19 protein-coding genes are annotated in these 26497 nt (G+C 65.6%); 10 read left to right on the forward strand and 9 right to left on the reverse strand.

Annotated features, from left to right (window positions below; genetic code table 11):
• Nucleotides 1-72 precede the first annotated feature (72 nt).
• Nucleotides 73-1086 (forward strand): bile acid:sodium symporter family protein, encoded by a 1014-nt coding sequence (locus C0R46_RS09050; protein ID WP_102959740.1) that lies wholly within the window; start codon nt 73-75, stop codon nt 1084-1086.
• A gap of 75 nt (nt 1087-1161) precedes the next feature.
• Here C0R46_RS09050 and pdxY read toward each other — a convergent pair whose 3' ends face one another.
• Nucleotides 1162-2055, reverse strand: a complete 894-nt coding sequence (pdxY, locus tag C0R46_RS09055) for a pyridoxal kinase PdxY (RefSeq protein ID WP_102959310.1) — start codon at nt 2053-2055, stop codon at nt 1162-1164.
• A gap of 9 nt (nt 2056-2064) precedes the next feature.
• The gene (locus C0R46_RS09060; protein ID WP_102959311.1) at nt 2065-2322 is read right to left on the reverse strand and encodes a hypothetical protein; all 258 of its coding nucleotides are present in this window, start codon (nt 2320-2322) and stop codon (nt 2065-2067) included.
• Nucleotides 2323-2474: 152 nt separating this feature from the next.
• On the opposite strand from C0R46_RS09060, the gene C0R46_RS09065 reads away from it, so the two are divergent.
• From C0R46_RS09065 to C0R46_RS09080, 4 genes are all read left to right on the forward strand, one after another.
• Nucleotides 2475-3113 carry a LemA family protein gene (locus C0R46_RS09065; protein WP_102959312.1) on the forward strand — a complete coding sequence of 213 codons (639 nt, stop codon included), beginning with the start codon at nt 2475-2477 and terminating at the stop codon, nt 3111-3113.
• Between the two features lie 4 nt (nt 3114-3117).
• Nucleotides 3118-3999 (forward strand): TPM domain-containing protein, encoded by an 882-nt coding sequence (locus C0R46_RS09070; RefSeq protein ID WP_245413497.1) that lies wholly within the window; start codon nt 3118-3120, stop codon nt 3997-3999.
• Nucleotides 3993-4634, forward strand: a complete 642-nt coding sequence (locus C0R46_RS09075) for a TPM domain-containing protein (RefSeq protein WP_102959314.1) — start codon at nt 3993-3995, stop codon at nt 4632-4634. The genes C0R46_RS09070 and C0R46_RS09075 overlap by 7 nt, the downstream gene beginning before the upstream one ends.
• 93 nt (nt 4635-4727) lie before the next feature.
• A complete protein-coding gene (locus tag C0R46_RS09080; RefSeq protein ID WP_102959315.1) occupies nt 4728-9680 on the forward strand; it encodes an NAD-glutamate dehydrogenase in 4953 nt (1650 codons plus the stop codon).
• A 300-nt stretch (nt 9681-9980) separates the two neighbouring features.
• On the opposite strand, the gene C0R46_RS09085 is transcribed toward C0R46_RS09080, so the two are convergent.
• Both C0R46_RS09085 and C0R46_RS21270 read right to left on the reverse strand, forming a co-directional pair.
• Complete coding sequence (locus C0R46_RS09085) at nt 9981-10739, reverse strand: hypothetical protein (RefSeq protein ID WP_102959316.1); 759 nt, start codon at nt 10737-10739, stop codon at nt 9981-9983.
• Nucleotides 10740-11012: 273 nt separating this feature from the next.
• On the reverse strand, nt 11013-11144 hold the full coding sequence (locus tag C0R46_RS21270; protein ID WP_280953017.1) for a hypothetical protein: 132 nt from the start codon (nt 11142-11144) through the stop codon (nt 11013-11015).
• Nucleotides 11145-11429: 285 nt separating this feature from the next.
• Between C0R46_RS21270 and C0R46_RS09090 the strand changes: the two genes are divergently transcribed.
• Nucleotides 11430-12866, forward strand: coding sequence for an MFS transporter (locus C0R46_RS09090; RefSeq protein WP_102959317.1), 1437 nt, complete (start codon nt 11430-11432; stop codon nt 12864-12866).
• A gap of 137 nt (nt 12867-13003) precedes the next feature.
• On the opposite strand, the gene C0R46_RS21340 is transcribed toward C0R46_RS09090, so the two are convergent.
• Entirely contained in the window at nt 13004-13342 is a 339-nt protein-coding gene (locus C0R46_RS21340) for an FCD domain-containing protein (RefSeq protein WP_114348388.1), read from the reverse strand.
• Between the two features lie 518 nt (nt 13343-13860).
• Between C0R46_RS21340 and C0R46_RS09095 the strand changes: the two genes are divergently transcribed.
• From C0R46_RS09095 to C0R46_RS09110, 4 genes are read left to right on the forward strand one after another with little or no spacing between them, the layout of a single operon-like run.
• Complete coding sequence (locus tag C0R46_RS09095; RefSeq protein ID WP_102959318.1) at nt 13861-14991, forward strand: anti-phage 6A-MBL system MBL-fold protein; 1131 nt, start codon at nt 13861-13863, stop codon at nt 14989-14991.
• Between the two features lie 2 nt (nt 14992-14993).
• Nucleotides 14994-17234: an anti-phage 6A-MBL system cap2_3 protein gene (locus C0R46_RS09100; RefSeq protein WP_102959319.1), complete on the forward strand. Its 2241-nt coding sequence runs from the start codon at nt 14994-14996 to the stop codon at nt 17232-17234.
• Entirely contained in the window at nt 17227-18402 is a 1176-nt protein-coding gene (locus C0R46_RS09105; RefSeq protein ID WP_102959320.1) for a patatin-like phospholipase family protein, read from the forward strand. The genes C0R46_RS09100 and C0R46_RS09105 overlap by 8 nt, the downstream gene beginning before the upstream one ends.
• Nucleotides 18402-19340, forward strand: coding sequence for a ComEC/Rec2 family competence protein (locus C0R46_RS09110; RefSeq protein WP_102959321.1), 939 nt, complete (start codon nt 18402-18404; stop codon nt 19338-19340). The genes C0R46_RS09105 and C0R46_RS09110 overlap by 1 nt, the downstream gene beginning before the upstream one ends.
• A gap of 27 nt (nt 19341-19367) precedes the next feature.
• Here C0R46_RS09110 and C0R46_RS09115 read toward each other — a convergent pair whose 3' ends face one another.
• The 4 genes from C0R46_RS09115 to C0R46_RS09130 form a co-directional block, all read right to left on the reverse strand.
• Nucleotides 19368-21593 (reverse strand): TniQ family protein, encoded by a 2226-nt coding sequence (locus C0R46_RS09115; RefSeq protein ID WP_102959322.1) that lies wholly within the window; start codon nt 21591-21593, stop codon nt 19368-19370.
• Entirely contained in the window at nt 21502-22605 is a 1104-nt protein-coding gene (locus C0R46_RS09120; protein WP_102959323.1) for an ATP-binding protein, read from the reverse strand. Before C0R46_RS09120 ends, C0R46_RS09115 begins: the two co-directional genes overlap by 92 nt.
• Nucleotides 22605-24845 (reverse strand): Mu transposase C-terminal domain-containing protein, encoded by a 2241-nt coding sequence (locus tag C0R46_RS09125; protein WP_102959324.1) that lies wholly within the window; start codon nt 24843-24845, stop codon nt 22605-22607. The genes C0R46_RS09120 and C0R46_RS09125 overlap by 1 nt, the downstream gene beginning before the upstream one ends.
• A gap of 68 nt (nt 24846-24913) precedes the next feature.
• Complete coding sequence (locus tag C0R46_RS09130) at nt 24914-25588, reverse strand: PDDEXK family nuclease (protein ID WP_102959325.1); 675 nt, start codon at nt 25586-25588, stop codon at nt 24914-24916.
• Nucleotides 25589-26497: the final 909 nt, after the last annotated feature.

Consider the following 26497-nt stretch of genomic DNA (forward strand, 5'->3'; position numbering starts at 1 on the left):
GCGCCGGCATCGAGGCTTGGCCGCACCGTCGATCCATCCTATGCCGCCGCTCGTCCTCATCTCGGAATTCTCATGCGCAGACCAAAGCTCGACGGGTTCGTCCTCGCCCTCGCCGCCGCCGTGTTCCTTGCCATCCTGTGGCCGGAGCCCGGTCGCAGCGGCGGCTTTCTCCATCTCGACTGGATCACCGGCTATGGCGTCTGCGGGGTCTTCTTCCTGTACGGCCTGACCCTCGACCCGGAGAAGATGCGGGCGGGCTTCTGGCGCTGGCGCACCCATCTCGCCATCCAGCTGACGACCTTCGCCGTCTTTCCCGCAGTCGTTCTCGCCTTCGAGGCGCTGGTGCCGGGTGCCCTCGGCGAAGCGGCATCGGTCGGCTTCTTCTATGTCGCCGCCCTGCCCTCGACCGTCTCCTCTTCCGTGGCGATGGTGTCGCTGGCGCGCGGCGACGTGCCGGTGGCGATCTTCAACGCAACGCTGTCGAGCCTGCTTGGCGTCATTCTGACGCCGCTCCTGATGAGCTGGTACCTGCAGTCGACCGGCGCCCCGGTGCCGCTCGGCCCGACCGTCCTCAAGGTGGTGCTGCTCGTGCTCGTGCCGATCGGCATCGGTCAGATCGCCAGGCGGTGGCTCGGCGGCTGGGCCAGGCGCAACAGCGCGATCGTGAAACTCGTCGACCGCTCGCTGATCATCGCCATCGTCTACGGCGCCTTCTGCGATTCCGTCGCCGAAGGGGTCTGGACGCGCAATGATCCGCTGCTGGTGGCGGAGATCGCTGTGCTGACGATTATCCTGTTCAGCCTCGTCTATCTCCTGACGATGCTCGGCGCTCGGCTCATCGGCCTCTCGCGGGGCGACCGCATCTGCCTGCAGTTCTGCGGCTCCAAGAAGTCGCTGGCCACCGGCGTGCCGCTGGCGCCGGTGATCTTCGCCGGGCGCCCCGATGTCGGCCTCATCATCCTGCCGATCATGCTGTTTCACTTCTTCCAGCTGTTGATCGTCAGCGCCATTGCCGGCCGCTACTCGCGCGACGCCGCCGCGGCGGAGATCCCCTTTGCGCCATCGCCGTCGCCGACGGCGCGCTGAGCATCGCCGAGGCTGAGCCGGCGAGCGCCGTCGCCTGGAGGCCGGTCTCAACGACCGGCCGAAGGGTCGTGCTCGTCAGGCGCGGCGGTTGCCGGAGGGATAGGACAGGCGCCGCATCTGCACCATCGCCATGGGGTGTTTCAGGCTCTCGGCGTCGGTCTCCAGCGTCAGCTCGTCGGCGCCGCGCTTGGCGGTCCGCGCCAGGATCTCGAACACCGCGGCGGTCGTCGACTGCAGCGCCTTTTCCCCGCCGATGCCGGACAGGATGCGGGCGAGAAACACGGCGGAGGTGAGATCGCCGAGGCCGTGCGGGGCGTTCTCGACCAGGCGATGCTCGGCGAGCAGTGCCTGCTCCGCCCCGACAAGGAGGTTGCCGGTGCCGCCGCGCAGCAGCGGATAGGCGGAGGTGACCATCACCGTCTCCGGCCCAAGCGCAGCCGCCGCCTCGATCAGATGGTTGTTGTCGACGAGATCGAGCCCGGTCAGCACCTCCAGCTCGAAACGGTTCGGCGTTGCGACGTCGGCAAGCGGCAGCAGCCGGTCGCGGATCTCCGCCACCAGCGCCTGCGGCTGGTAGAGGCGGCCGCCATCGCCGATGATGGGATCGCAGACGACGACCGCCTTGGGATTGGCGCGGCGCACCGCCGCCACCAGCCGTGCCGTCGGCTCGACCTGATCGACCGCGCCGAAATAGCCGGTGATGACGCCGCCGATCTCGCCGAGCCAGGGGGCCCGCTCCAGATCCGCCATCATCGCCGAAAACTCCGCGGCCGGCGGCACCAGTCGCGTGGCCGGACCGTGGCCGGGATGCCAGGGCAGCGTCACCGTCGGCACCGACCAGACGGGAAAGCCGAGCGATTCCAGCGCCAGCACGATGGCGCGATTGCCGACCGTGCCGCGCACCACATGGCTCGAGATCGACAGGATGGCGGGCTTGTCCTTGACGGCGCTCGGTGAGGCTGAACTCATGGAGCCCCGTCAGAACTGGCTGAGCTGCATGACGAGCAGCAGCGCAAGGACGATGAAGCCGACGACGCCGAGGATGCGCCCGATGCGGGTGCCGAGAACCTCCACCCGGTCGGCCGGATCGACATCGGCGGCGCTCAAGTGCGCCCGCGCACGGGTGAGGATATGCTCGACACCGGCACCGAGCTGCGGCTCCGTTTCCTGGCGCACCCGCTCCAGGATCGCCCGCGCTTCGCGCTGGTTGCGCTCGTCTTCGTCCCGCCGGTCCATCGGCGCCAAGGCTTTACCGAAATGCCGTCCGAGGGCAACCGGGAAAGATGGCCGCTCATCTGTTTGCCGGCGAGCAATGCGCTAGATTGCTCCCCGCCGGCGCCTTGCCGGCCCGCTCGATCGGTTCTTCACCGGCGTCCACGGAGCCTTCGATGAATCTTGCAGCCACCCGCAACCTGCGCGTTACCGGCAACGCTCTCCGCCAGACGGTCGTCATCGCCGCGCTGGCGCTGCTGATGCCGCTCCTGTCCGCCTGCGGCATCAACAATGTTCCGACCTATGAGGAACAGGCCAAGGCTGCCTGGGCCGAGGTGCAGAACCAGTACCAGCGCCGCGCCGACCTGATCCCGAACCTCGTCGAAACGGTGAAGGGCTACGCCCAGCAGGAGAAGGACGTGCTGACCTCGGTCGTCGAGGCGCGCGCCAAGGCGACGCAGACGACGATCACGGCGGACCAGCTGACCGACCCGGCCGCGGTGCAGCGCTTCCAGGCGGCGCAGGACCAGCTCTCCGGCGCCCTGTCGCGCCTTCTCGTCACGGTCGAGCGCTACCCCGACCTGAAGTCGAACCAGAACTTCCTGGCGCTGCAGAGCCAGCTCGAGGGCACCGAGAACCGCATCGCGGTTGCTCGGCGCGACTATATCGACACGGTGCGGGTCTATAACACCGAGCTGCGGACGATCCCGGGCCGCTGGATCGCCGGCTGGTTCTATCCCGACGCCAAGCCCATGCAGGCCTTCGAGGCGGCAGCCGGCAGCGAGGCGCCGCCGAAGGTCAACTTCGGGAACTGACGCCTTGCCCGACGTGGCAACAGCCGGGCGCGGCGGCGTCGCGGCACCCGGCCGGCACGCCGGCAGAGGGGTGGCACGCCTTGCCGGCGCCGTGCTGCTTGCACTTCTCTGCATCGTCGGGGTCGCCGCGGCGCAGACCTTCCCCGCCCTCTCCGGCCGCGTCGTCGATACGGCCGGCCTCATCGATGCCGCCACCCGGAGCTCGATCGAGGCGCGGCTTGCAGCCTACGAGCAGCGCTCCTCCGACCAGATCGCCGTCGCCACCGTGCCCGACCTTCAAGGCTATGCGGTGGAAGACTATGCCAATCGCCTCGCCCGCGAATGGCAGCTCGGCCGCAAGGGCGAGGACAATGGCGTCCTCCTCCTCGTCTCGAAGGGCGACCGCAAGGTGCGCATCGAGGTCGGCTACGGTCTCGAAGGCACGCTCACCGACGCGCTGTCGCGTGTCATCATCGACAACGACATCCTGCCCGCCTTCCGCTCCGGCAATTTCGCCTACGGCATCTCCAAGGGCGTCGACGGCATTCTCGCTGTTCTCTCCGGCAACGCCGCCGAGCTGGAGGCACGGGCCAAGCGCAATGAAGGCTGGCAGTCCGTCGATGCGGGCGATGTCTTCGATCTCGTCTTCTTCGGCATCGTCATCCTCTTCATCGTCGGGCCGATCGTCTTCGCCATGCTGGCGCGCATGTTCGGACGGAAGGTGGGACCAAACCGCTACCGATGGCTCGGCATGAACAGCGGCCGGTCCGGGCGGCGGGGCGGCGGCACCGTGTTCCTGCCCGGCGGCTTCTCCGGCGGCAGCGGTGGCGGCGGCTTCTCCGGCGGCGGCGGCTTTTCAGGCGGCGGGGGCTCGTTTGGCGGTGGGGGCGCGTCTGGCGGATGGTGAAGCAGTTGGCCTTCTCGGCCGCCGATCACGCCCGCATCGCCGAGGCGATCCGCGCCGCCGAACGGCACACCAGCGGTGAGATCTTCGCGGTCTTTGCACGGGCAAGCGACGGCTACTTCTTCGTGTCCGGCTTCTTTGCCCTCGTGCTGTCGATGGGGGTGGCGCTCCTGGTGGCCATCGGGCTCACCATCGCCGACGTCGCGCTGCCGCCGCTGGCGCTGGAGACGGCCGAAGTCGCGAGCGCGGTCCTGCTCCTCATCCTCCTGCGGCTGTCGGCACCGTTCCGGATGCTGTTTGTCCCTGCCGCCATCCGGCACGAGCGGGCGAGCCGTCTCGCCCGGCTGCAGTTCCTGGCGCACAACCTCCACGCCACCGAGCAGCGGACCGGCATCCTGATCTTCGTCTCGGAGGCGGAGCACTATGCCGAGGTCATCGCCGACAGCGGCATCAGTGCCAGAGTTCCGCAAGACGCCTGGAACGGCATCGTTGCCGCGCTGACGGCGGCGGCGGCGCAAGATCGGCTCCCCGACGGCTACTGCGAGGCGATCGCGACGGCCGGCGCCCTCTTGGCGCAGCACTTCCCCGTCGATGAGCGCGATACCAACGAGTTACCGGATCGGCTGGTGGAGATCTGAGCCGATCCCGGCGGGCCTGAAGCCGTGGTCATGTAGCCGTCAGCTTCCTGTGGCTAAACAGAACGGCAAGAAGGGCAGCAGAGGGAGGATCTGATGAGCCTGAGCGACGTCGAAAAGAACGCGATCATCCGTCGCGTGATTGCCGAGCTCGGCACGGCAGGCGGCTCTGAGGCGCGACTCGCCCCGCTCCTGTTCGAGCGCCCGCCCTCGGAGGACCTGAAGGCGCTGCCGACCGCGGCGCTTGCCGCGGCGGTCCGCACCGCGGCCCTTGCGCTCGCCGCCCATCGGCCGGGCGAGCCCGTGGTGCGCGTCGAGCAGCCGGACGGTTTCACCGCCGCCGACGGCGGCCCGCTGCAGCTCATCGACGTCGTCAATGACGACGGCCCGTTCCTTTTCGATTCGGTGATGGCGGAGATCGCCGACACCACCACCGCCATCCGCTACATCTCACATCCCATCCTCGACATCGCCCGCGATGTCGGTGGCAGCGTTGCCGATTTCGGCGCACGAAGCCCCGGCGATGCGAACGCTAATTCCGGTGACGGCGGACGCGTCAGCCTCATCCAGGTCGCCATCGCGCCGCTCGGCGATGGCGAGGCGGCAGAAGCGCTTGCCGAGCGCATCCGCCTCGTTCTCCGCCATGTCCATGATGCCACGGCCGATTTCGCCGCCATGCGCCAGCGGGTTGGCGAGGCCGGTAACGCCATGCGCAAGCGCGCCGCCGCTGCCGGCAGTGCCGAGCAACGCGACCTGATCGAGGAGGCCGCGCGGCTGCTCGAATGGCTGCATGACGACAACTTCATCTTTCTTGGCTGCCGCGAATACGATCTCGTTGGCAACGCTGGCGACGAGGCCCTGGAGCGCCGCGAGGCCGGGGGCCTCGGCATCCTCGGCGATCCCAACGTGCCCGTGCTGCGGCGTGCCGGCCGCCCCGTCTCGATGACGCCGGAGATCCTCGCATTCCTCAGGGCCGGCGATCCGCTGATCGTCACCAAGGCCAATACGCGCTCGCTGGTGCACCGGCGCGGCTACATGGATTATGTCGGGGTCAAGGAATATGACGAAGCGGGCGAGCTGAAGGGCGAGCTGCGTATCGTCGGTCTCTTCACCTCGACCGCTTACACCCGCTCCATCCTCACCATCCCCTATCTCCGGCTGAAGGCCGAACGGGTGATCGCGCGTTTCGGCCTCCGGCCGGGATCGCATTCGGCCAAGGCGCTCCTCAACACGCTGGAAGCCTATCCGCGCGACGACCTCTTCCAGATCGACGCCGAGCGGCTGGAGGACGTCGCTGCCACCATCATGGAGCTCGGCGAGCGGCCGCGCATCCGCGTCCTGCCGCGCGTCGACCGCTTCGACCGCTTCGTCTCCGTGCTCGTCTTCGTCCCGCGCGACCGCTATGATTCGCGCCTGCGCGAGCGCATCGGCCTCTTGCTCGCACAGCGCTATGACGGCCACGTCTCCGCCTACTATCCAGCCTTTCCGGAAGGCATGCTGGCGCGCGTCCACTTCATCATCGGTCGCAGCGAGGGCGCGACGCCAACCGTCGATCCGGCGGATCTGGAGCGGGCGATCATCGATCTCGCCCGCATCTGGGAGGACGACTTCGTCGATGCCGTCGCAGCGGCCGGCCATCCACGTGCACTGACCGCCATCGCACCGGGCATGCCGGAAAGTTATCGCGACGTCGTGCCACCGGCGGAAGCGGTGCTCGATGCGGCACGGATCGGCGAACTGGCCGACACGCAGCCGCTGGAGGTCGACTTCTATCGCCGCGAGGGCGACGCAGAAGAGCTGGTGCGGCTGAAGATCTACCATCTCGGGCAAGCGGTGGCGCTGTCGACCCGCGTACCGATCCTGGAAAATATGGGCTTCCGGGTCGTCTCCGAGCGCACGTTCGCGATCCTGCGGCCGGGTGGCGAGACCGTCCACCTCCACGACATGGACCTGACGAGAGCACGCGGTGGTGTGATCGCGCTCGGCGACACGGGAAGGGAGCTGGAGGCGACCTTCACCGCCGTCTGGGCTGGTCGCATCGAGAATGACGGCTTCAACGCCCTTGTCCTCGAGGCCGGTCTCGGCTTCCGGCAGGCGAACGTGCTGCGGGCCTATGCGCGTTATCTGCGCCAGGCCGGCCTCGGCTATTCGCAGGATTATCTGTCGGACGCGCTGCTGCGCTACCCGGACATCGCGGCGGCGCTGTGGGAGCTCTTCGCCACCGCCTTTGATCCGGATGCCGAGCGCGCCAGCCCATCGCCGGAGAGGGCCGCGACGGCGGAACCCGGTGCCGGCCCCTCTGCGGTGGAAGCACCGGACGCAGCGCTCGCCGCACGCGCGGCGGCGCGGGGCGGATCCGCCATTCTGGAGCGCGTCCTGGCGCGGCTCGACAGCGTCGACAGCCTCGACGATGACCGCATCCTGCGCCGGTTCCTCGGCACGGTGCTGGCGACGCTGCGCACCAACTACTTCGCCGTCGACGGCATCTCGGCCGATCCGGCCGCCGCGCCCGGCGCCGTTGCGCCCGCGCTCGCCTTCAAGCTCGACTCGGCCGCGGTGGAAGGGCTGCCGCAGCCGGTGCCGTTCCGCGAGATCTTCGTCTTCGACGCGCGCGTCGAAGGCATCCACCTGCGCTTCGGCAAGGTGGCGCGCGGCGGCCTGCGCTGGTCCGACCGGGCGCAGGACTACCGCACCGAGGTGCTCGGCCTCGTCAAGGCGCAGCAGGTGAAGAACGCCGTCATCGTGCCCGTTGGCGCCAAGGGCGGCTTCTACCCCAAGCGCCTGCCCGACGCCTCCGCCCGCGAGGCCTGGTTCGAGGCGGGCCGTGCCGCCTATGTCATCTTCGTCGACTCGCTTCTCTCCGTCACTGACACGATCGACGGCGACGCGGTGGTGCCGCCGCAGAAGGTGGTGCGCTACGACGGCGACGATCCCTATTTCGTGGTGGCGGCCGACAAGGGCACGGCGACCTTCTCCGACACCGCCAACGCCATCGCGCAGTCGCGCGGGTTCTGGCTCGACGACGCCTTCGCATCGGGCGGTTCGGCTGGCTATGACCACAAGGCCATGGGCATCACCGCGCGCGGCGCCTGGGAGGCGGTGAAGCGGCACTTCCGCGAGCTCGGCCGCGACGGCGGCGCCTGGGACATTCAGGCCGAGCCCTTCACGGTTGCCGGCTGCGGCGACATGTCGGGCGACGTCTTCGGCAACGGCATGCTTCTGTCGAAGACGACAAAGCTCCTCGCCGCCTTCGACCACCGCGACATCTTCATCGATCCAGACCCCGAACCGGAGGCTGCCTTCGCCGAGCGCCGGCGCCTTTTCGACAAGCCCCGCTCGTCCTGGGCCGACTACGACAAGGCGCTGATCTCCAGGGGCGGCGGCGTGTGGTCGCGGCGCGACAAGCAGATCCGCCTCTCGGATGAGGCTGCCGCGGCGATCGGCTGGGACAAGCGGACCGGCACGCCGGCGGAGGTGATCGCCGCCATCCTGCGCGCCCCGGTGGACCTTCTCTGGTTCGGCGGCATCGGCACCTATATCCGCGCCGCCAGCGAGACCAATGCCGATGTCGGCGACCGCGCCAACGATGCCGTGCGCATCACCGGTGCAGAGATCCGCGCCAGGGTCGTCGGCGAAGGTGCCAATCTCGGCGTCACGCAAAAGGGCCGCATCGAGTATGCCGCCAAGGGCGGGCGCATCAACTCCGACGCCATCGACAACTCCGCCGGCGTCAACACCTCCGACGTCGAGGTGAACATCAAGATCGCCCTGAAGAGCGCCATGGCGGAGGGGCGGCTGGAGCGGCCCGCCCGCAATAGGCTGCTGGCCTCGATGACCGACGAGGTCGCGGCGCTGGTCCTTGCCAACAACTACCACCAGACGCTCGCCATCTCGCTGGAGCAGGCGCGCGGCGCCGCCGCCCTGCCGCTGCAGGCCCGCTTCATGGCCGTGCTTGAAGAGGCCGGCCGACTGGATCGGCAGGTGGAGATGCTCCCCGGTGACGGGGCGCTCGCCGATCTGAAGTCACGTGGCCGTGGCCTGACGCGGCCGGAGATCGCCGTTCTTCTCGCCTATGCCAAGATCGTCCTGTTCGATCAGCTGGTCGACAGCAGCCTGCCCGATGATCCCTACCTGCAGGCGCGCCTGTCGCACTACTTCCCGGCGCCGATGCGGGAGCGCTTTGCCGGCGACATCGCCGCGCACCGGCTGGCGCGCGAGATCGTCGCGACCGACCTTGCCAATGCCGCCGTCAACCGCCTGGGTCTCACCTTCATCCTCGAAGTGCGCGAGGCGACCGGCGGCTCGCCGGCCGAGGTCGTGCGCGGCTTCGTTGCCGCCTATGACGCGCTGGGCGCCGAGGCGCTGTACCGCAGCGTCGATGCGCTTGATGGCACGATCGCCGGCGGCACCCAGAATGCGCTCTATGGCGAGATCGGCGAGACGCTGCGCCTTGTCACACGCTGGTTCGTGCAGAACGAGGCCTTCCCCAATGGCCTTGCGCCGGTGGTTGAAGCAGTCGCGGCCTGCGTCGCGCAGCTGGAAAGTCGCCTGTCGGAACTGGCCTCCGACCGGGCCCGGGAGGAGGCCGCCAGCCGCGAGACGCGCTGGACCGATCTCGGCGTCCCCGCCGACATCGCGGCAACGATCGCCCGCCTGCCGCTGCTCGCTCTCGTGCCCGATATCGCCGCTGTCTCACGTGAAACAGGCGAAGCCTTGGATACGACGGTTTCGGCCTATTTCGCGCTCACCCGGCTGTTCCGTATCGGCCGGCTGGAGACGGCGCTGCGCGACCAGCAGCCGAACGACTACTACGAGACGCTGGCGCTGGAACGGGCCGGCAGCCAGATCTCCGCGGCGCGGCGGCGCATCACCGCAGCGGTGCTGCGCCAGCATGGCAGTGCCACCGAGCCGGTCTCGGCCTGGGCGGACGAGCGCCGCTCCGCTGTCGATCGCATCACCGGGCAGATGGCGAGCCTTGCCGGCAGCGGCGAGACCTCGGTGGCGCGGCTGACGATGGCAGCGGGGCTGTTGTCGGACTTGGCGGTGTAGAGGAAGCGTGGGGCCGCTGCCCCGCGGGCTTGCGTCATCCTCGGCCCGCAGGGCTGGGGATCGATGCCTCCGCCTTCCACCGCCACTCCGGCTCCGACAAGTCATCGGGTGCAAGACAACAGGATGCACGCCTCGGCGGCCAGCGGCTTCTCGAGGTTACCGGCTCCCCGGCACGGCCAATCTCAACCGCCTCTGCCACACCACGGCATCGATCCCCGTGCTGCGCACGGGGATGACGACGTGGTGTGAGTGGCCCGCCGGCGCCTTCGGAATAACGATCGCCGCCCTTGCGGCGCCGGCCTACAGCGCGTTGGCAAAGCGCGTGAGGTCGGCCGCCAGCGCCTCGTCGCCGGCCTTCGACGCCGCGCGCTTCGCTCGTTCCCGCAGGATCGAGGACTCCGCCGGCATCAGGATCTGCGCGATCTTCGGCGCCGCGTCAGCCGCAGCCTTTGCCCGCTCGCGCCGCCACTCGATCGGATAGTCCGGCGCCGCGATCCCCTGCAGGATCGCCGCGAATGTGTCCCTGATGCCCTTGCGCATGTCGAGCGTGCCCTTCTCGACATCCTCCAGCTGCTGCGCGGTCGCGTTGGTGCGGAAACTTGCCATGCCTTCGGCATAGGCGCCCTGCAGATGGGCGGTGAAGTCGTAGACCCGGCCGATCTCCGGCGCGTAACCGACGATATTGGCGTCGATCTTGCGCGCCGTCGCGGCGTCTCTCGGCAGCTGCGCGGGCTGCGAAGCGCCGGTCCCGGCGAGCATGTAGAGGAACAGGACGCGCGAGCCGTTCACCGCAAGCGGTGCGGTGTCGCGAATCTCGTCCAAGGTCAGCGGCGCATCACCGAGCGCGCTGGCGTCGAAGATCCTGTCGAAAAGCGCGCTGACCTCCGATTGCGCGAGGCGCGGCGGCTGCGCGCCCTTGCCGGACTGAGCCACCAGCTCGTCCACCGCAGCCGTGGACGCCGCGATCTTGTCGCGATCGATCTCGGCAGAGGCCGGCAGCGAGGGCAGCAGCATGAGGCTGGCCAGCATCAGCGACCGGAAAGAAGAGAAGCGGCTCATCGAATGGGATCCCATATGGGTGTGCAGACGCTCTTCGGTACGCTTGAACTGGCGGCCGCGGCGACGATCTGAGGCCGGTGCCCGGCCCTTTGTGAGGCCTTGTACCGCGATCGTGGCCGCGGAATGGCAGCCACCTGCGCGCGGCGGACGGACGGCGTCGTCGCGTCGTTGAAGCGCGGCAGAGCTCGGGCAGATGCGGTATGGCCGTATCCGAGGCGCTCCGGACCCGTCCGGAGCGCGGTACCGAAGCGGGGACGGGCCTGGCTGGCGCGGCTACTTGGCCTTGGCGCCACCCTTGTCGCTTGGCGCGAACTTGCCCGGAACAGTCGCCGCCGCTGCCGGCTTCGCCTTGTCCTTCTTCGGCTTGCGCACTTCCTTGTTGCTGCGAAGCTGACCCTTGGCCATGGACGTCCTCCTCTGGAATGATGGTGCGCGGCATCTAGCGCGCCGCATATCATCGTGTAGCACGCCAAAGGCCGAACTGCGGCAGAGAGTTGCATCGCTGATCGCGCCTCGGAGGCGCGGCATGACGGCTTCTTCGTCTGGTCTGTTGCCTCGCTCCGCGGGACAGCGCCCGTCCGTGCGTCTCTCCCCGTGAGGTCCGATGTCGTCCGAGCGGTTGGACGGCAGCCGCCTTGCCAGCAGCCTCGTCACAGCTATGGTCGCGCCACCATGGAGAGACCCTGCCCGATGACCCGCGATGACAGGCCGCCCTTCCGTCATCCGCTGCGCCAGCGCGCCGTCTGGGGCTGGATGACCTTCGACTTCGCGGCGCAGCCCTTCTTCACCGTCGTCCTCACCTTCGTCTTCGGCCCCTATTTCGTCTCGACCCTGGCGCCTGATCCGGCCACGGGCCAGGCCTGGTGGAGTGGCGCAGCAACGCTCGCGGGCATCTTCGTCGCCGTCCTCTCGCCGCTTCTCGGGTCGATCGCCGACCGCGCAGGACCGCGCAAGCCGTGGATCGCCGCCCTTGCTGTCGTTAAGATCGGCGCGCTGGCACTGCTCTGGCAGGCAGCGCCCGGCTCCTCCCTTCTCGTCGCCGCGGCGCTGATCATCGGCGCGACGCTCGCCGCCGAATTTTCCATCGTCTTCAACGACGCCATGCTGCCGCGGCTGGTCGCGCGGGAGGCGATCGGGCGCGTGTCGAACGTTGCCTGGGGTCTCGGCTATGCCGGCGGCATGATCGTCCTCTTCGCCGTGCTGACCCTGCTCGCGGCCTCGCCGCAGACGGGCCTGACGCTGGCCGGCCTGCCGCCGCTCTTCGGCCTCGACCCGGCGACCGGCGAAGGCGCGCGGGCAACCGGGCCGCTGGCCGCCCTCTGGTATCTGGTCTTCGTCCTGCCGATGTTCGTCCTGACGCCGGATCGACCGCGCCTCGAGGGGATCAGCCGCGCCGTCCGCGACGGCGTCAAGGATCTGGCGGCGACCTTCCGCGAGGTGCGGGCGCGCCGGCCGCTGTTCCGCTTCATGATCGCGCGGATGATCTATCAGGACGGCGTCAATGCCCTGCTTGTCCTTGGCGGCGCCTTCGCAGCCGGCATGTTCGGCTGGTCGATCACCGAAAGCGGCCTGTTCGGCATCATCCTCAACATAACCGCGATCATCGGCTGCCTGATTGCCGGCCGCCTCGATGCCCGGCTCGGTTCGCGCGCGGTGATCCTGATGGCGATCGCAACGCTCGTGGTCGCGACGCTCGGCATCGTTTCGACCGCCCCCGGCTCGACGCTGTTCGGGCTGATGCCCCTGGCCAGCGACGATGCCGGCGGACTGTTCGCGACGGGCGCGGAGCGGGCCTATCTCGGCTGGGGCCTGCTGATCGGCCTCGCCTTCGGGCCGGTGCAGGCTTCCTCCCGCTCCTGGCTCGCCCAGTCAGTAAACGAGGACGAGGCGGGGCGCTATTTCGGCTTTTATGCCCTCACCGGCCGCGCCACCTCCTTCGTGGCAACGGCCGCGGTGGCGGGCGTCACCGCGGCAGCCGCCGGGACCACGGACCCGGTGACGGCATCACGCGCCGGCATGGCGGCGCTGATCCCCTTCTTCGTCATCGGTGGCCTCGCCCTTGCCACGACGCCGGCGGCGCGGCGGCAAGGTGTCGAAACCACCAATGAGTGGAACACCCCCTCTTGATGGTCTTCATATCGCTACCGCTTTCGCAGCTAATTCCGACTAGACCCAATAACTGGAACTCCGGACCCCATTAAGGGGAACTCGGATATCGGCATTTCATCCGGTCCTAAGAGGCGATCCGGATTCTTCCGATCATCCTAGGTTCTCCTTGGCCGCCGCTCGCCTCCGCGCAAGGAAGACCACGGCAAGCTGCCTTCATCTTCCCAGCGTCCGAGCATACCTCCATCCCCCTCCAGCAGCACCGCATTTCCGGAGCCCGCCGACAGCGCGGCGTAAAAGCGATTCTTCGCATCGAGGACTCGCTCGGCGTCGTCTTCGGCGTGCGCGGCATACAAGTCCGCGAGGGTTTCCTTCAGCTCGTCGCGCTTGCTCTCGTCCGCGTTTTTTCGCGAACAGCGCGGGCGCCAGACCCTCGAATTCGATGCGGACGACGTAGATCCGCATCGCCTCTCCTGAGAGAGTGCGGTGACGGCGATCCCGCCAAGAGCAGCGGACCCAGGAGCCGTTCCGGCTCAAGCGGACGCCGACAAGTCGAACGATAGCGTCATCGTTGGGAAAGAGGCCGACGTGCGTTGCAGACTCTTCCTGCAGCGCGATGAAAGGGTAGTGGATCGTCGGCGACACTGCCGCCAAGCTACACCGCGCATCGGGACGCCGGGCGCGTCCGGTGAATCAGAGTCGCTAAGGCGACAGGATGCGCCATTGTCAAGTTATAGCTTGACAGAGTACATATTCGTTGGTATTCGCCTACGCTATGTAGGGCGCTAGGTATCAGTACTTGACTCGTATATTAAAGGCGGGTTAAGAGCGAAATTGGATAGGTAGTTACCGCGCCAACGAAAAGGGCCGGACGATTGCTCGTCCGGCCCTTGGTGTGATGTCGATCCGCCTTGAAAGCGGTTTGGCTTCGCCAGCGGAATCGCTTCATCCCTAGCAAGCTGAAGCTAGTCCGTTCCAAGGGGGTTATCAACGCCCTTAGAGGACTGCTGTCTAAATGTCTGCCTACCTGACCTTCTATCCGCTCGGAAACGCGGACACGACCCTGATCCGTCTCGCGAACGACGATCTGGTCCTGATGGATTACGCCAACGTGCGGAATGCGCAGGATCCGAGCGACAAGCGCATCGACCTGCCGAACAGCCTTCGCGACGCGATGGACGACGCCGATCGAGACTCTTTCCGCGTCGTGGCCTTTACCCACCTCGATGACGATCACATCCGAGGAGCGGGAGACTTCTTCTGGTTTGAGCATAGCACGAGCCGTCAATCCTCCGATCGGGTAAGGATGGACGAGATGTGGGTGCCGGCCGCCGCCGTGACGGAGACCGGACTCGATGACGACGCTCGAGTAATCCGTCAGGAAGCGCGTCACCGGCTCAAGAACGGGAAAGGGATCAAGGTCTTTTCTCGACCTGAGAAGCTCGCTGGGATCCTGGCGACGTGGGGCCTCACTGTCGAGCAGCGTCGCTCCTGCATCGTGAATGCAGGGGAGGTTGTGCCGGGGTTCTCGCTCTCGGCCGCAGAGCGTGCGGAGTTCTTTGTCCACAGCCCTTTCGCCTGGCGGACGGACGACGGATTGGAGGACCGCAACCAGAATTCGATCGTCGTTCAGTTGACCATGCGCGAAGGCATCAGTGAGAGCTGCGCCCTCCTCGGCGCCGACATTGACCACGAGACGCTGTCTCAGATCGTGCAGACGACCAAGAAGCACGGAAACGAGCGCCGGCTGCACTGGGACATCCTGAAGCTCTTCCATCACTGCTCCTATACGGCGCTCTCGGATGAGAAGGGTCTGGACATCACCGATCCAGTCGATGACGTGAAGTGGCTCTTCGAGGACCTCGCGCGTGACCGGGAGATCATCGTCTCGCCAAGCCGCCCTATCCCGCAGAAGGCGACGGCGGAAGACCGCGATCCGCAACCACCTCATCGCCAGGCCGCGAATTACTACAAGAAGGTTATCAAGGACTCGGACGGCCAGTTCATCACGACGATGGAGCATCCCACCGCCAACTCCCCCAAGCCGATTACGCTGAAGGTTGCGGCCACGGGGGTGGCAGTCATGCTGACAGGTGCTCCTACCGTCGCCGCTGCCGCGTCTTCGAACACCAGCCGAGCTGGCTGAACATGTGGCAGCCTGAAGGCAGCGTGCAGGTCCAGTTGCCCGACCTGCACGCGAAGCTTGCGAGGGCGTTCGCAATCTACGTGGCGGACAATTGCACCGCCTTCGCGCAGATGCGGGAATGTCGCCGCATCATGGGGTCCGGCTACGAGATCGTTTCCTTCGACCTCAGGATCGCCGTCCCACAACGACCCGTGTATTCAATAAAGCCGATCGAGACCATCTCGGTCGGCTTCCACCCCGAGAACGAAAGGGCTCCACAGGTCGTCGTCACCCGCCCCGACTTCCCGGACACCCCGCATCAGAATATCGTCCCGGAGGGAGAGCCGAACGTCCTCTGCATCGATGACCGGCCATGGCAGGACGCTCGCGCCGACTACGCCCCGTCCGAACTCATGACCCGCATCATCAGATGGTTCGACAAGGCGTGCCAAGGCGAACTGCATGGTGCAGATCAGCCGTTCGATCCGGTCTTCGCCTATAGCACCAGATGTCAGATCATCCTCACTAAAAGCGCCGAGGCGGCCACGGAGGTCGGTCAGCCTCTGGATGTATGGCTTGCTGATGAGAAGCGGCGCTTCCTGATCGTCACCGCAGCCGATCCTAACGTGACCGGCTCCCAATCCGGGGTAGGGTTTCAAGCGATCTATGCGGATGTGAAGCCCGAAGCGATGTTGCGGATCAGGCGAACGCCTGGGAACCTAAAGCGGCTCATCGAGGTGATGGGTGAGCGGGGCTTGGATCTACTGCCATTGCTTCAGCAGGCGGTACTCGACTGGCTAGAGTCATCAAGGACAAGCGGGGACAGGATCTCATGTTTCTGCATCCTCATCACCCTGCCTCAGATACATCCTCTGACGGGGGAGATCGAGACAGCGCCGCCCACAGCTTTCCTCTGCGATGCAGCCAGCTGCGATATCGGCGTCGCCTTGGGACTGCTCTCAAAGAATGTTAGCGGCGCAGCCAACAGTGTCGGCTACGTCCGGTTGTTCGCGATCAATCCAGACTGGCAGGCTCTTGAGCGCATTAGGGTGGATGTGGCGGCGCTCCATCATGAACTGGACGCCGCACGGGCGGGACTCTTGTCCGGGAACGAGATCCCAGACAAGCGGCGCGTCGCCATGATCGGCGCCGGATCACTCGGATCCAGTCTCGCCGAAGTGCTCGTGCGAGAAGGGCTTTATCGCTGGACGATCATCGATGACGACGCCCTCCTTCCGCACAATGTCAGCAGGCACACGCTGACTCGAGAAGATTTCGGCCAACCGAAGGTCAGCCGTCTGGCAAAGCGCCTGTCATCGATCCGTATCGACGCCGAACCCGAGCCGATCCAGGAAAACGTGTTGCACCTCGGACCTGAGAATAGGGCCGGCAAGGCGATCGATGACGCCGACTTCGTCATTGACGCATCGGCGTCCGTGCCCGTTTCACGGTGGCTCGCCGATCGTCCCGGCACCCCGCGGGTGATCAGCGCCTTCTTCACGCCCAGCGGACAATCTGCAGTCCTGATGTGCGAGTCATCCGACAGACGAGTGACACTGCGGGACGTGGAGGCCGCCTATGTGCGAGAAATGCTCGTCAACCCCGCCCTTCAGGATCACCATCAGGCCGGACAGCAGATGCGCTACACTGGCGCATGCCGAGCCCTGACAAACCGGATCCCGACTTCTTCCGTCGCCATTCTGAGTGGTCTCATCGCCGGCGCATTGCCTGATGCTGCGAATGCAAGCGAAGCCTCGCTCAAGATATGGACCATGAGCCACAGCGGGGGCATCGACTGCATCAACGTCCCGGTTACCACCCGTCGAGCTGCATGGGAGGATTGGACCATATTGCTCCCGACCTCATTGGTCGACGAGCTTGCAGCCAAACGGGAACAGGCACTGCCCAACGAGACAGGCGGGCCTCTGATGGGACTGATCGATCATGAAGCCAAGTTCATCTCGATCGTGCACACCCTCTCCCCGCCGAAGGACAGTGCGGGAACACCTACAGGCTTCGAGCGGGGCAAGCGCGGTCTTCACCGTAGCATCGTGGAAGCGCAGGTCAGATCCGGTGGATTGAGCCGATACATCGGCGAATGGCACTCACACCCGGCCGGTCATTCGGCAGCTCCGAGTTCTGTCGACATGAAGCAGATCGAAGAACTGTCGGTGGCGCTGGAGATCGACAGCCTGCCTGCCGTCTCTCTGATCATGGGCGAGGGGGAGATCCGCTTGCTTATCGGAGAGGCGCGCCATGGGTGAGGTCGCGCAAGAGTCTCCGCCGAGAATCGGCCTCGCACTCTCAGGTGGAGGGATCCGCGCTGCAGTCTTCCACCTCGGCGTTCTTCAGCATCTGGCAGGAGCCGGCCTCCTGGAGAGCGTGTCGCACATATCAACCGTGTCCGGCGGGAGCCTTGTGACCGGGGCGATCTTCGCCTGCTCGGGGAACCGGTGGCCCACCTCCAGCGAGTTTCTGGAAACCGTCTACCCTTCGATCCGGACCACCCTGACCACCGGAGATCTGCTCAGCTTCCGGGCGCTGGGGATAGGCGGGATCCTCCGCGAAAACATCAGAATCGCCTCCCACCGGGCTCACGTTCTTTCTGGACTTCTACGTCGGCGCTGGGGTGTTGAGATGAAGATCTCCGATTTGCCGGGGACCCCCGTGTGGTACATCAACACGACCTGTGTGGAGACCGGGAAGAACTGGCGATTCAGCCAGCGGTCCATGGGGGACTGGCGGTTCGGTACCCACTACTCTCCAGGCGTCGCGGTTTCCGATGCCATCGCCGCGTCCGCGGCTGTGCCCTACGCCATTGGTGCTCTGACGTTGACCCTGCCCCTGCATGGATGGTGGGAGACCGACCCTGCGACGAAGGAGCCGATCAAGGAGATCAAACTACCCCGTCGGAAGGTTCACCTCTGGGATGGCGGCGCCTACGAGAACATGGCTCTCGAGGCGCTCTACAAGCCCACCGGCGGCCTGCAAGGTTGCGACATCCTAATCGGTAGCGACGCCTCGGGACCTCTGGGCGAGCCCAAATCGATGTTGCGGTCGCTGGCAACGGGACGACTTGCCTCACCGCGCCTCTTCGACATTGCCAGCGACCAGATCAGGTCCCTTCGATCACGGATGCTGATGAAGGCCATCGAGGGCAAGGAGATCGAGGGCTATCTCATCCGACTGGGGGCTCCAGCGCGCAAATTCGATCGGAAGCTCGCGGAGGCAGGGGAATACCTGACGGACGAGGCATCCAAGACCTGCCTTTACTACCCGACGACCTTGACCAAGATCGAGACCAGCGATTTCGACCTCATCGCTCGCCACGGCTCCGAAACCGCTCGGCTGACCATTGGCACTTACTCCACCAATCCACATCTCAGATCGCGGACGATCGCTCACCCACTCCATAACCAACAGGAGCCGTGATGAGCATTGAGATCAAAATCCACGACGTCGGTCATGGTGCCTGCGCCGTCATTACCTGCGACGACGGATACCGCATCATGATCGACTGCGGACGAGACGATCGATGGTCGCCGTCGTCGCACTACCCCTTCGGATCCATACACGCGCTCCTGATCAGCAACCTTGATGAAGACCATCTCGCAGACTTCGATGCAGTATCGAGTCATGTTCAGCCCGGCATGATTGTCGCGAATCCAACGATAACCTTCGACGCATTGACACGCCTGAAGAGCGCATCCGGAGGAATGGGCTCGGGTGTTTCCGCATTCGCGGAAATGCTCCGATGGCGTCTCCCGGGAATATGGCGTCATAACACTCGCTTCGTTGGAGAGCCCTCCCGGGTACAGATTACATACGGCTGGAATTATGAAGCCGCTTTCCCCAACAACACAAACAATCTGAGCCTCTTGACCGTCGTCCAGCATGGCACCTTCAAAATCGTGTTCGCCGGCGATCTGGAAACTGCCGGATGGCGTAACCTTCTGGTCAATGCAACGATCAAAGAAGCGCTAGCCGGTACGAACGTGCTGATCGCTTCGCACCACGGGCGAGAGAACGGACAGAGCGATGAAGCGATGACGTTGATGAACCCTAACGTCGTGATCTTCTCGGACTCGCGCATGCAACATGATTCGCAGGAGACGAACGAGTGGTATCGCTCTCACGTACCTGGCATCCGGGAAATCACGACCTTTGGGATCGAACCGAAGCGGCGGCACGTATTCACCACCCGGCGAGACGGAACAATCACGATCGAAGCGGACACAACCGGTGTTTATGACCTGTTTCCAGGCGGCGAGAACAGGGTCTTTCGGTATCGCTGGGATCCTGGAGCGTTCAGCAACTCTTGGGACTATAAACAGCTCATGCGAATGATGGCGGCTAAATACAGCCCTTGATACTCGCCGAATACGGGCGTCTTGAAGCTAAGACACCCGCTCCGCCGTCCACCTTCTCGACGGCACCCGCCTCCGGCTTATCTCGCCCTTGATCCGGCGTGATCTGCCCAGCCGTGTCCACCTCCGGGCCGGCTCTTCGTCAGGTTCCGCCGGCACCGCCGAGCGCTGCCCCTTCGCGTCGCGCAGCACCTCCGTCGCCAGCCTCGCCTTGGCGTTCCGGATTTCACTCTGATGCTCGAGCGACTCCGCCCGAGTCCGCCGCGTAAGCACGACGTCCTCGGGATCGATTGCATTCAGATCCAGCCCCTCGGCCAACTGCCGCGGGTAGAAGGTCGCGTGGAACTCGACGGGATCGAAGACCGGCGGAATTCCGGCCGCCTCCATGATAGCCTTCATCCGCCGGAAGTGGACGCCATGGTGCTTCGCCAACGCATGTAGGGCGATGTGTTCATGCATGAAACGATCGACACTCTCCTCGGACGCGGCGACCTCCTCGCTGCGCTTCACCGGGTTGCGGACAACATGAAGATCGAAGATCTGCCGCTCGAAAAGCATCTGCACCGGCTTCTGGGTCAGGCCAGTGCGCCGCTGCACACCGATCCTGGTGAGGCCGGGCGCCTTCTCCCGCGTGGTAAGCATCGTCACTTCGGCCGTGGGAACAAGAATTGCATCAAGCCCCTCGGCACCTTGCAGGTAACCTATCCAGGACAGCCCGCCTTCGAGGACGAGCTTCAAGACTTCGGAGAAAGTGCAGATCGCGGCATGGCGTGCATCGGCAAGGGTCGACATGCCTGAAGGTATCTTGTCAACGACTTCGCCACCTAGAAGCGTTTCCATGGTCCCGTCGACGTTCTTCGCGGTGAAGCGGTGCTGGGCGTTGTAGACCTTGCCGGCGGCGGTGACACTGACGAAGCCACCAGCCTGGACGATCGCCTCGATGTGACGACGCGTCAGGCCGGTCCTCTCCATAACGCCTGGCAAGGTCAGGATCTCGTCATCAAGAGTGGCCACGAGGGCGCGTACCTTGTCCGTGTCGACCATCGAGCGGCTTGCCCGGAAGTCGGCCTTGGCGGACATGTAGCGGTTACGGACCAGAATCTTCTTCAGAAGAGGCACGGTGGTGCCGACTTCCCGGGCAAGCGAGCGCAGGTTCCAGACCCGCCGGGTGCCGACCGGCTGTCCGAGCACCTCGACGTCGGGCTCGAGCGGAACCTCGTCCACGACGACTCCGCGTATGTACTCGACCGCTGGTGCGTAGCCGGGATCACACTTCCGCGCATCAAGGAAATCATTGATCCGGCCGATCGCGAGCTGCGGGCCCCAGACGCCCTTCCCGTTTTGTGTCTCACGGATCAGGCGGATCAGGAACCGTCGGATGCCCGCGTGGCCTTCGGCGAGCACGGCATAACCGGCCGCTCCTGCCTCGACGCGCTGGACAGGCGTGAGCTTCGTAACCCGCACCTTCTTTCCGTGAAGGGCGACGGCGCCGAAGACCTCCGACAAGTCCGCGGCGGCATGGAAGGAAAGATCATCGAGCCACGACTTCTTCTTCGTCCCGGATAGGAGCCGGTCGGTCAGATAGGCCTCGAGCGGCGACGACCTGGGGCGCTCGGCCTCGGCCGACAGCCGGCCCATTTCCGGTACCATTGCCAGAACCGTCCGGGCGAAGTCGTAGGGCGCGAAGAACTCGCGCTCCGGGGAGGCTGTGGTCAGCACCAGGCCGTGCTCGGAGCAGGTCCGAAGCGCCGAGACCGTCCACTCTGCGCGCATGTAGGGACCAGTCCGGCCGCCGGCTTCGATGTCCGCCGCGATGCAGGCCGGGCAGAACCGGAAGAAGGTCCGCTCGATCTGTCCGGCGCCCATCTCCTGCCCGTGCAGGAGCCAGCCGCCGGTGTGATCTCGGCGAGGCGACCAACGGGCGAGCGAACCGTGACCCATCCCGCACATGCCTGCCATCGTTCGGATCGCCGCCTCGCTGCCGAGATCGATCTGCCGGACGTCGATGCCGGTCTCGGTCTTCATGTCCGGGATCAACCGTCCATGGAGGAAGGCGAGGCGTGAGAGGTAGCTGCCGGCGGTCTCCCGCGGCTTCGGCTCCGGCCTGACGCCGAAGATGCTGCGACTTTGTGCACGGCGAGTCGCTGGGCTCCTGCGGGCCATATCAGTCCTCCTCGGGGATGATGAAGGAACCCGGATCCAGGTTCTCCCAGTGGGCGGCGAGAAACGGGTTGTAGTCCCGCAGGCCGCGGGCATGCGAATGCTGGCAGTAGCCCTGGACGAAGTCGTTCACGGTCAAGCAGTCGGCATCCCGCTGCAGGGCGGCTCGGATCGCATAGCGGACGATCTGGGCGATGCGGCCGATCTGGTAGTTCGCCGCATGGGCAAGCCGATCCAGCATCTCGGAGCCCGTGATGTTGGACACGTCCAGCCCGGCCTTCGCGCCGGCGAGACGTTCGACGATCTCCCTCACGACGGCGCGGTCGCCCGACTGCTCCATGTCCAGCGACGGCAGGGCGAAGAAGAAGCTCCGCCGCTCGATCTGCTCGTCGACCTGCGAGATCACGTTCGCCAGCGGAATGCCGGACATGATGAAGCTCACGGGCCAGGTGTCGCTCTCAACGAGGTCCTTCAGCGCGTTCGCCACGGCCTGCTGTTCGTTGACGCTCTTCAGGGTGCGGGCGAGGTGCTGGGCCTCGTCGATGTGTACGATCTTCACACGCCGGCTCCGGGCGAAGCGACCGAGGCGCTCCCAGATCCGGTTCTCGGGCAAGTCCGGCTTCGGGTTGTCGCCCATGGCCACGAGGATCCGCAGCCCGAGACGCTGCAGCGTGCACGGGCTCGGCGCCCGGACGGAGACCACCGGGTTGATGACGCCCTCCTTCAGGACGATGGGCGCGAACTCCTCCGACCGCTCGAGGTAGCGGCGGACCATGAAGGTCTTGCCCGCTCCGCTCTCGCCGGTGACGAAGAAGAGGAAGCCTTCCGGCTTCTCCAGCCGCGGCCGGTTGCCGGCACCTGACGGCTCCCCGAAGTCGTCCTGCGTCCGCCGACGCGGCTGGATCAGCATCTCGTCGACGGCCGCCTCGAACTGCTCGGCGAAACGGTTGTCACGGCTCGAGCGGACGTGGGTGAACTTCACCTCGGCCAGCACCTCCGTGATGCGACGTCGCTTTTCGCCGCGGCGGGAGGCGATGATCGCGTCCACGTCGACGCCGGCGAAGGGATCGTCCATCGCGATCTCATGCCCGCTGCGTCTTCCAGCCATCACTCGCCTCCTATCTCGCTCTCGTCGTTGTCGATGCGCGGCTGCAGCGGCCGCGCCTTTCCAGTGCGGGGCTTCGTCGGCGCAGTGCGCCTGCGGGCGGGAGCGTCACCTTCGAGCGGGGTGGCCGACGCCCGGCCGACAAGGGTGCCGAACGGCTCGTCCGCAGCTCGGTCCGGCTTGCGGTCGGCAGGATTGTTCAGGGCGGCACGCTCCAGCTGTCCCAGATTCTTGAGCAACCGGTCGAAGTCCTTCTGCGTGAACCCGTGCGTCGGGATGTTCGCCCGGACCATGGCATCGAGTCCGCCCGCATAGAGATCGGCACGCGCCGCGATACGGAACGGACGCCCCTCCTTCTCCTCGGCGTCGGCTATCTCCCGTATTCCGGCGCGGAGTGTCGACCATTCCGCCAGGGTGAACTGCGTTCCGCGCTCCTTCAGACCGACGCAGTCGACCTTCACGTACTCGACGCCCTGGAACCGTTCGTGCCCGCGAACCTCCTTCGGAACGATCATGAAGGCAGTCCGCAGATCCTCGGGATCGATACGCAGCTGGACCGTGCGACTGCGGCTGTTCCGAAAGAGGTAGGCGACGTCGTCCGAGACATAGTGCAGGTGGTCGAACTGGATTCCATCGGAGCGGATGGTTGCGGTGTGACCAAAAGAGAAGGTGAACCTGTGCTCCTCCGGGTTGTCGGGGATCTCGGGTGCATGCGCGCCGTTCAGTCCCTGCATCCAGCGGCCGTACGGCGTTCGTCCGCCCAGACCCGCGTGGGGTTGGTTGTGGTAGAAGTCTACGATCCAGCGGATAAGCGCGAACCGCAGCTCGTCGAAGGTCAGGCTGGCGTTCTCCTCCGAAAGGTAGTCGCCTCGCTCCAGGACGTTGCGCCCGGTCCGCCCGGAGAAGTTCGTGACGAACTCTCCCCCAAGGGTGCCGAAGAACGCCTCGATGTGCGGCCGCTTGCGCGGATCCTTCTCGGGGACACAGCGCTGGATCTGCGCTCGTCGTGTGATGTCAACGAAGTCGCCACCGAAGGCGGGACCCCCGTCCGTGACGATTTCGAACGGCCGGCCGATCATCGGCCAGTCGCGACCACATCCGGCCTCCCGTCGCAGGAAGTCCTTGTCCGAGACGATGGAGCGGATGGCACCGATGGAACCGGCGACCGAAGGCGCATGCGGGGACAGGTTGAAGCCGACGATTGCCCGGGAGAGACAGTCGATCGCGCAGGTCAGGGTACAACGGACCTTCGGAGCTGCCTTTCGCTCCTCTGCCGACATCTGGTCGCGCTCTTCGGGCGTGCAGACGAGCGCAAAGAGATCGAACTCCCAATCATCGACTTCCACACGCTCGAGCAGCCGAGCCACTCTCGCACCTTCGCCGACGATCGCGAACTTGCGCAGCGCCTTGTCAGGACCTTCGCGGGCCGCCGTTTCCTCGAACGGCGAGATGCTATCGAGGAACTGGCGCACGGTTCGCTCCGAAATCGTCGGAAGTGAATTTTCGGGGTTCGCAAGGTTGAAGAGATGGATGGCGTCCTCGACGTTCCGGACGATCGTTGCCTTGGATGGGCCACGCATATCGAGATAGACGTCCCGCTGGCGCAGGAGCATCGCACGAACCTCCGGCCGAAGCTGATTGCGATTGCCACTGTTCTCGCGGCGGCTGCGTAATGCGCCGATCATGAAGCCTCCGTCTTCGAACGTCCTCAGCCAGCGGTACAGGGTCGAGGCGGAGGGCTCAGAGGGAAGCTGCAGCGCGTTCTTGCCCGACAGGATGTCCGCAAGGTCCGACCGGACCTGACCGACGACTTCCTCGCGAAGGCAATCGATCGCCCTGCCAATGGCCGTGAGGGAGCGACCTGTCTTCGGACGACGATAATGGCCGTTCTCGCCTTCGAGCTTCAGGAACGCGCAGACCCAGTGATAGCGCCAGTACAGCTCCATGCGTTGGTGGTCGGACAAATCGTCGATGACCGACGTGTCGAAGCGGGCCCGGAGTCGGACCTCATGCTGAGTGAAATAGGCGCGGGAGCTGCTGAAGGTCGACAGCTTCCATGCTTCGGTGATCTGGCGATCATCGAGCGTGACGATGTGGGTGTCGACAAGGTCGCCGACGAGCCGTTGAAAGAGGTGCTTCCTGTTTTCACGCCCGAGATAACGGTAGTGCGTGTTCTTGTACGTGATCCGGTCGTACTGGCCGAAGCGCCAGCGCCGAGGCTCGCGTGGAACGTGAATATTCAACTTTCATGTCCTCTGTCGATCAGGTGGTCAGGTGGGAGTGCGGAAAGGCGAGGCGCCTTTCCGCACTCCTATCGGGCTCTGGACAAGCCGTTGCGGACCTCCAGATCGGGGTCGATGCGATGGCCGGACGGGATGACGACCGCACCGGACGGAACCAGGGCGACTGCAGCATGGTAACCGCGGAGTTCTGGGCCGATCGCAGCGCATGCCTCGCCGATGCGGAAGTGCTCCGGCGCCGACTGCAACCACTGGCTGACGGCCTCCTGCCCTTCCTGGTCGGCTATGCGGGCGCAGGCGAGCACCAGACGGGCGTTGCCGACGGTGATACCGTCCACATGGCGCTCCGTCATGATCCTGAACTCATCCGCAAACGGGACGTTACGCGGATCGTGCGCGCAGCGGGCCAGCGTCTGACGGGCGCACAGCGCGATCACCTGGCGCAGACCGGTCTTCTCCACGTCGCGCACGTACTTCACGGCGATCGCGCTGCGACGCCCGTCCGCCAGCGTGACGACGAAATCGAAGATGTGGGTACGCTTGAGACCGTCCTCATCGAGATAGGAGAAGCGGACCTGCTCCTCGACGCGGACCACCCCGGGGCTAGTCACGAGAACCATCGCCACGTCGCGTTCAAGGCCGCTGTAGACCCTGATCTGCTGGTGACGGAGAACGTCGATGACGTGGCCGATGCTGGACCCGCGGTTGCGAGGAGGCACCGTCGGGGCGTCGGATTCTTCGGTCATGAGAATCCTCCTGGAACGAGGGGCGCCATGTGACTGCTCCGTGTTTTTTGGCAGCCCGCTACCCCGCCCACGACATCCGCGGCATCACGGGCATTGCCAAGTTCGCGGTAGTGGCGATGGTCGGCTTCCGGCAGTGCTGCTCTGAAGTCGAAGCGCATGGAGGGGCCTCCTTTCGGCGAGAGGACACGAAGGCTCGATCGCCGGCAGCGTGGCCGTCGGCGGGATAAGAAGACGCAAGGGGAGTGGTCACCGGCGCCGGGGGACGGCGCAGGTCAGGCGGGAGTTTTGATAGACACCGTCCGCCTCAGGCGGCTACGGGCGTCACTTCGACTTGAAGGGGTGGATGCTTCGAACGAAACCGAACCCGACGACCACCAGCGAGGTCGCAGTCGGTGCGACTTTGATCCGCATGAGGTTGTCCGGGTGAATCATCGTCGACGATCTCTTTCCGTCTTTTGGTTCCGGCCGTGAGGCAGGAAAGGCAGATTGGCACAAAATACCTAATGCTCCGCCCTTCCTGAGACGGAGAATTCTAATCAATCCGCGGAGACAGCGGCAAAACAGCCCGCACCTCCGGCGCAAAGAACATTTCAGGAACCGTCTGCGGGAGTCAACATCGGGGGTTGCACCCTTCGTTCGAAGATTGCACCTCGTGCGGACGCATCCCGCCGCCGGAGGATCTCCGATCTTCGCGGGTGGTCAACCATCGGTACTGATTCAGAAATTTCCGTGGCTTCATGCCGGCGCGGCGAGCACGTCCTCCTCTAGCGACATTGCCTCCCGATTGCACAGGCTGTCCTCCGTCTGTCGCTAGGCGCGGCCGCTGTAGCTGATCCTTGCGACAGCAGTTCGATCTCCGCGGCGGCGCACTACGTCGCTAGCTCAGCTCCTGACCCCGAGGCCCAAGGT

Source organism: Mangrovicella endophytica (assembly GCF_002893625.1).
GTDB classification, from domain to species: domain Bacteria; phylum Pseudomonadota; class Alphaproteobacteria; order Rhizobiales; family Rhizobiaceae; genus Mangrovicella; species Mangrovicella endophytica.

What these genes read in the sequence shown, in the direction of transcription:
- C0R46_RS09110 (WP_102959321.1), top strand. Translation starts at nt 18,402, where the DNA reads ATGAGCATTGAGATCAAAATCCACGACGTCGGTCATGGTGCCTGCGCC.
- C0R46_RS09115 (WP_102959322.1), bottom strand. Translation starts at nt 21,593, where the DNA reads ATGCCCGCGGCCTGCGGGACTACAACCCGTTTCTCGCCGCCCACTGGG.
- C0R46_RS09100 (WP_102959319.1), top strand. Translation starts at nt 14,994, where the DNA reads ATGTGGCAGCCTGAAGGCAGCGTGCAGGTCCAGTTGCCCGACCTGCAC.
- C0R46_RS09095 (WP_102959318.1), top strand. Translation starts at nt 13,861, where the DNA reads ATGTCTGCCTACCTGACCTTCTATCCGCTCGGAAACGCGGACACGACC.
- C0R46_RS09130 (WP_102959325.1), bottom strand. Translation starts at nt 25,588, where the DNA reads ATGACCGAAGAATCCGACGCCCCGACGGTGCCTCCTCGCAACCGCGGG.
- C0R46_RS09105 (WP_102959320.1), top strand. Translation starts at nt 17,227, where the DNA reads ATGGGTGAGGTCGCGCAAGAGTCTCCGCCGAGAATCGGCCTCGCACTC.
- C0R46_RS09075 (WP_102959314.1), top strand. Translation starts at nt 3,993, where the DNA reads ATGGTGAAGCAGTTGGCCTTCTCGGCCGCCGATCACGCCCGCATCGCC.
- C0R46_RS21270 (WP_280953017.1), bottom strand. Translation starts at nt 11,144, where the DNA reads ATGGCCAAGGGTCAGCTTCGCAGCAACAAGGAAGTGCGCAAGCCGAAG.
- pdxY (WP_102959310.1), bottom strand. Translation starts at nt 2,055, where the DNA reads ATGAGTTCAGCCTCACCGAGCGCCGTCAAGGACAAGCCCGCCATCCTG.
- C0R46_RS09090 (WP_102959317.1), top strand. Translation starts at nt 11,430, where the DNA reads ATGACCCGCGATGACAGGCCGCCCTTCCGTCATCCGCTGCGCCAGCGC.
- C0R46_RS09080 (WP_102959315.1), top strand. Translation starts at nt 4,728, where the DNA reads ATGAGCCTGAGCGACGTCGAAAAGAACGCGATCATCCGTCGCGTGATT.
- C0R46_RS09085 (WP_102959316.1), bottom strand. Translation starts at nt 10,739, where the DNA reads ATGAGCCGCTTCTCTTCTTTCCGGTCGCTGATGCTGGCCAGCCTCATG.
- C0R46_RS09050 (WP_102959740.1), top strand. Translation starts at nt 73, where the DNA reads ATGCGCAGACCAAAGCTCGACGGGTTCGTCCTCGCCCTCGCCGCCGCC.
- C0R46_RS09120 (WP_102959323.1), bottom strand. Translation starts at nt 22,605, where the DNA reads ATGGCTGGAAGACGCAGCGGGCATGAGATCGCGATGGACGATCCCTTC.
- C0R46_RS09065 (WP_102959312.1), top strand. Translation starts at nt 2,475, where the DNA reads ATGAATCTTGCAGCCACCCGCAACCTGCGCGTTACCGGCAACGCTCTC.
- C0R46_RS09060 (WP_102959311.1), bottom strand. Translation starts at nt 2,322, where the DNA reads ATGGACCGGCGGGACGAAGACGAGCGCAACCAGCGCGAAGCGCGGGCG.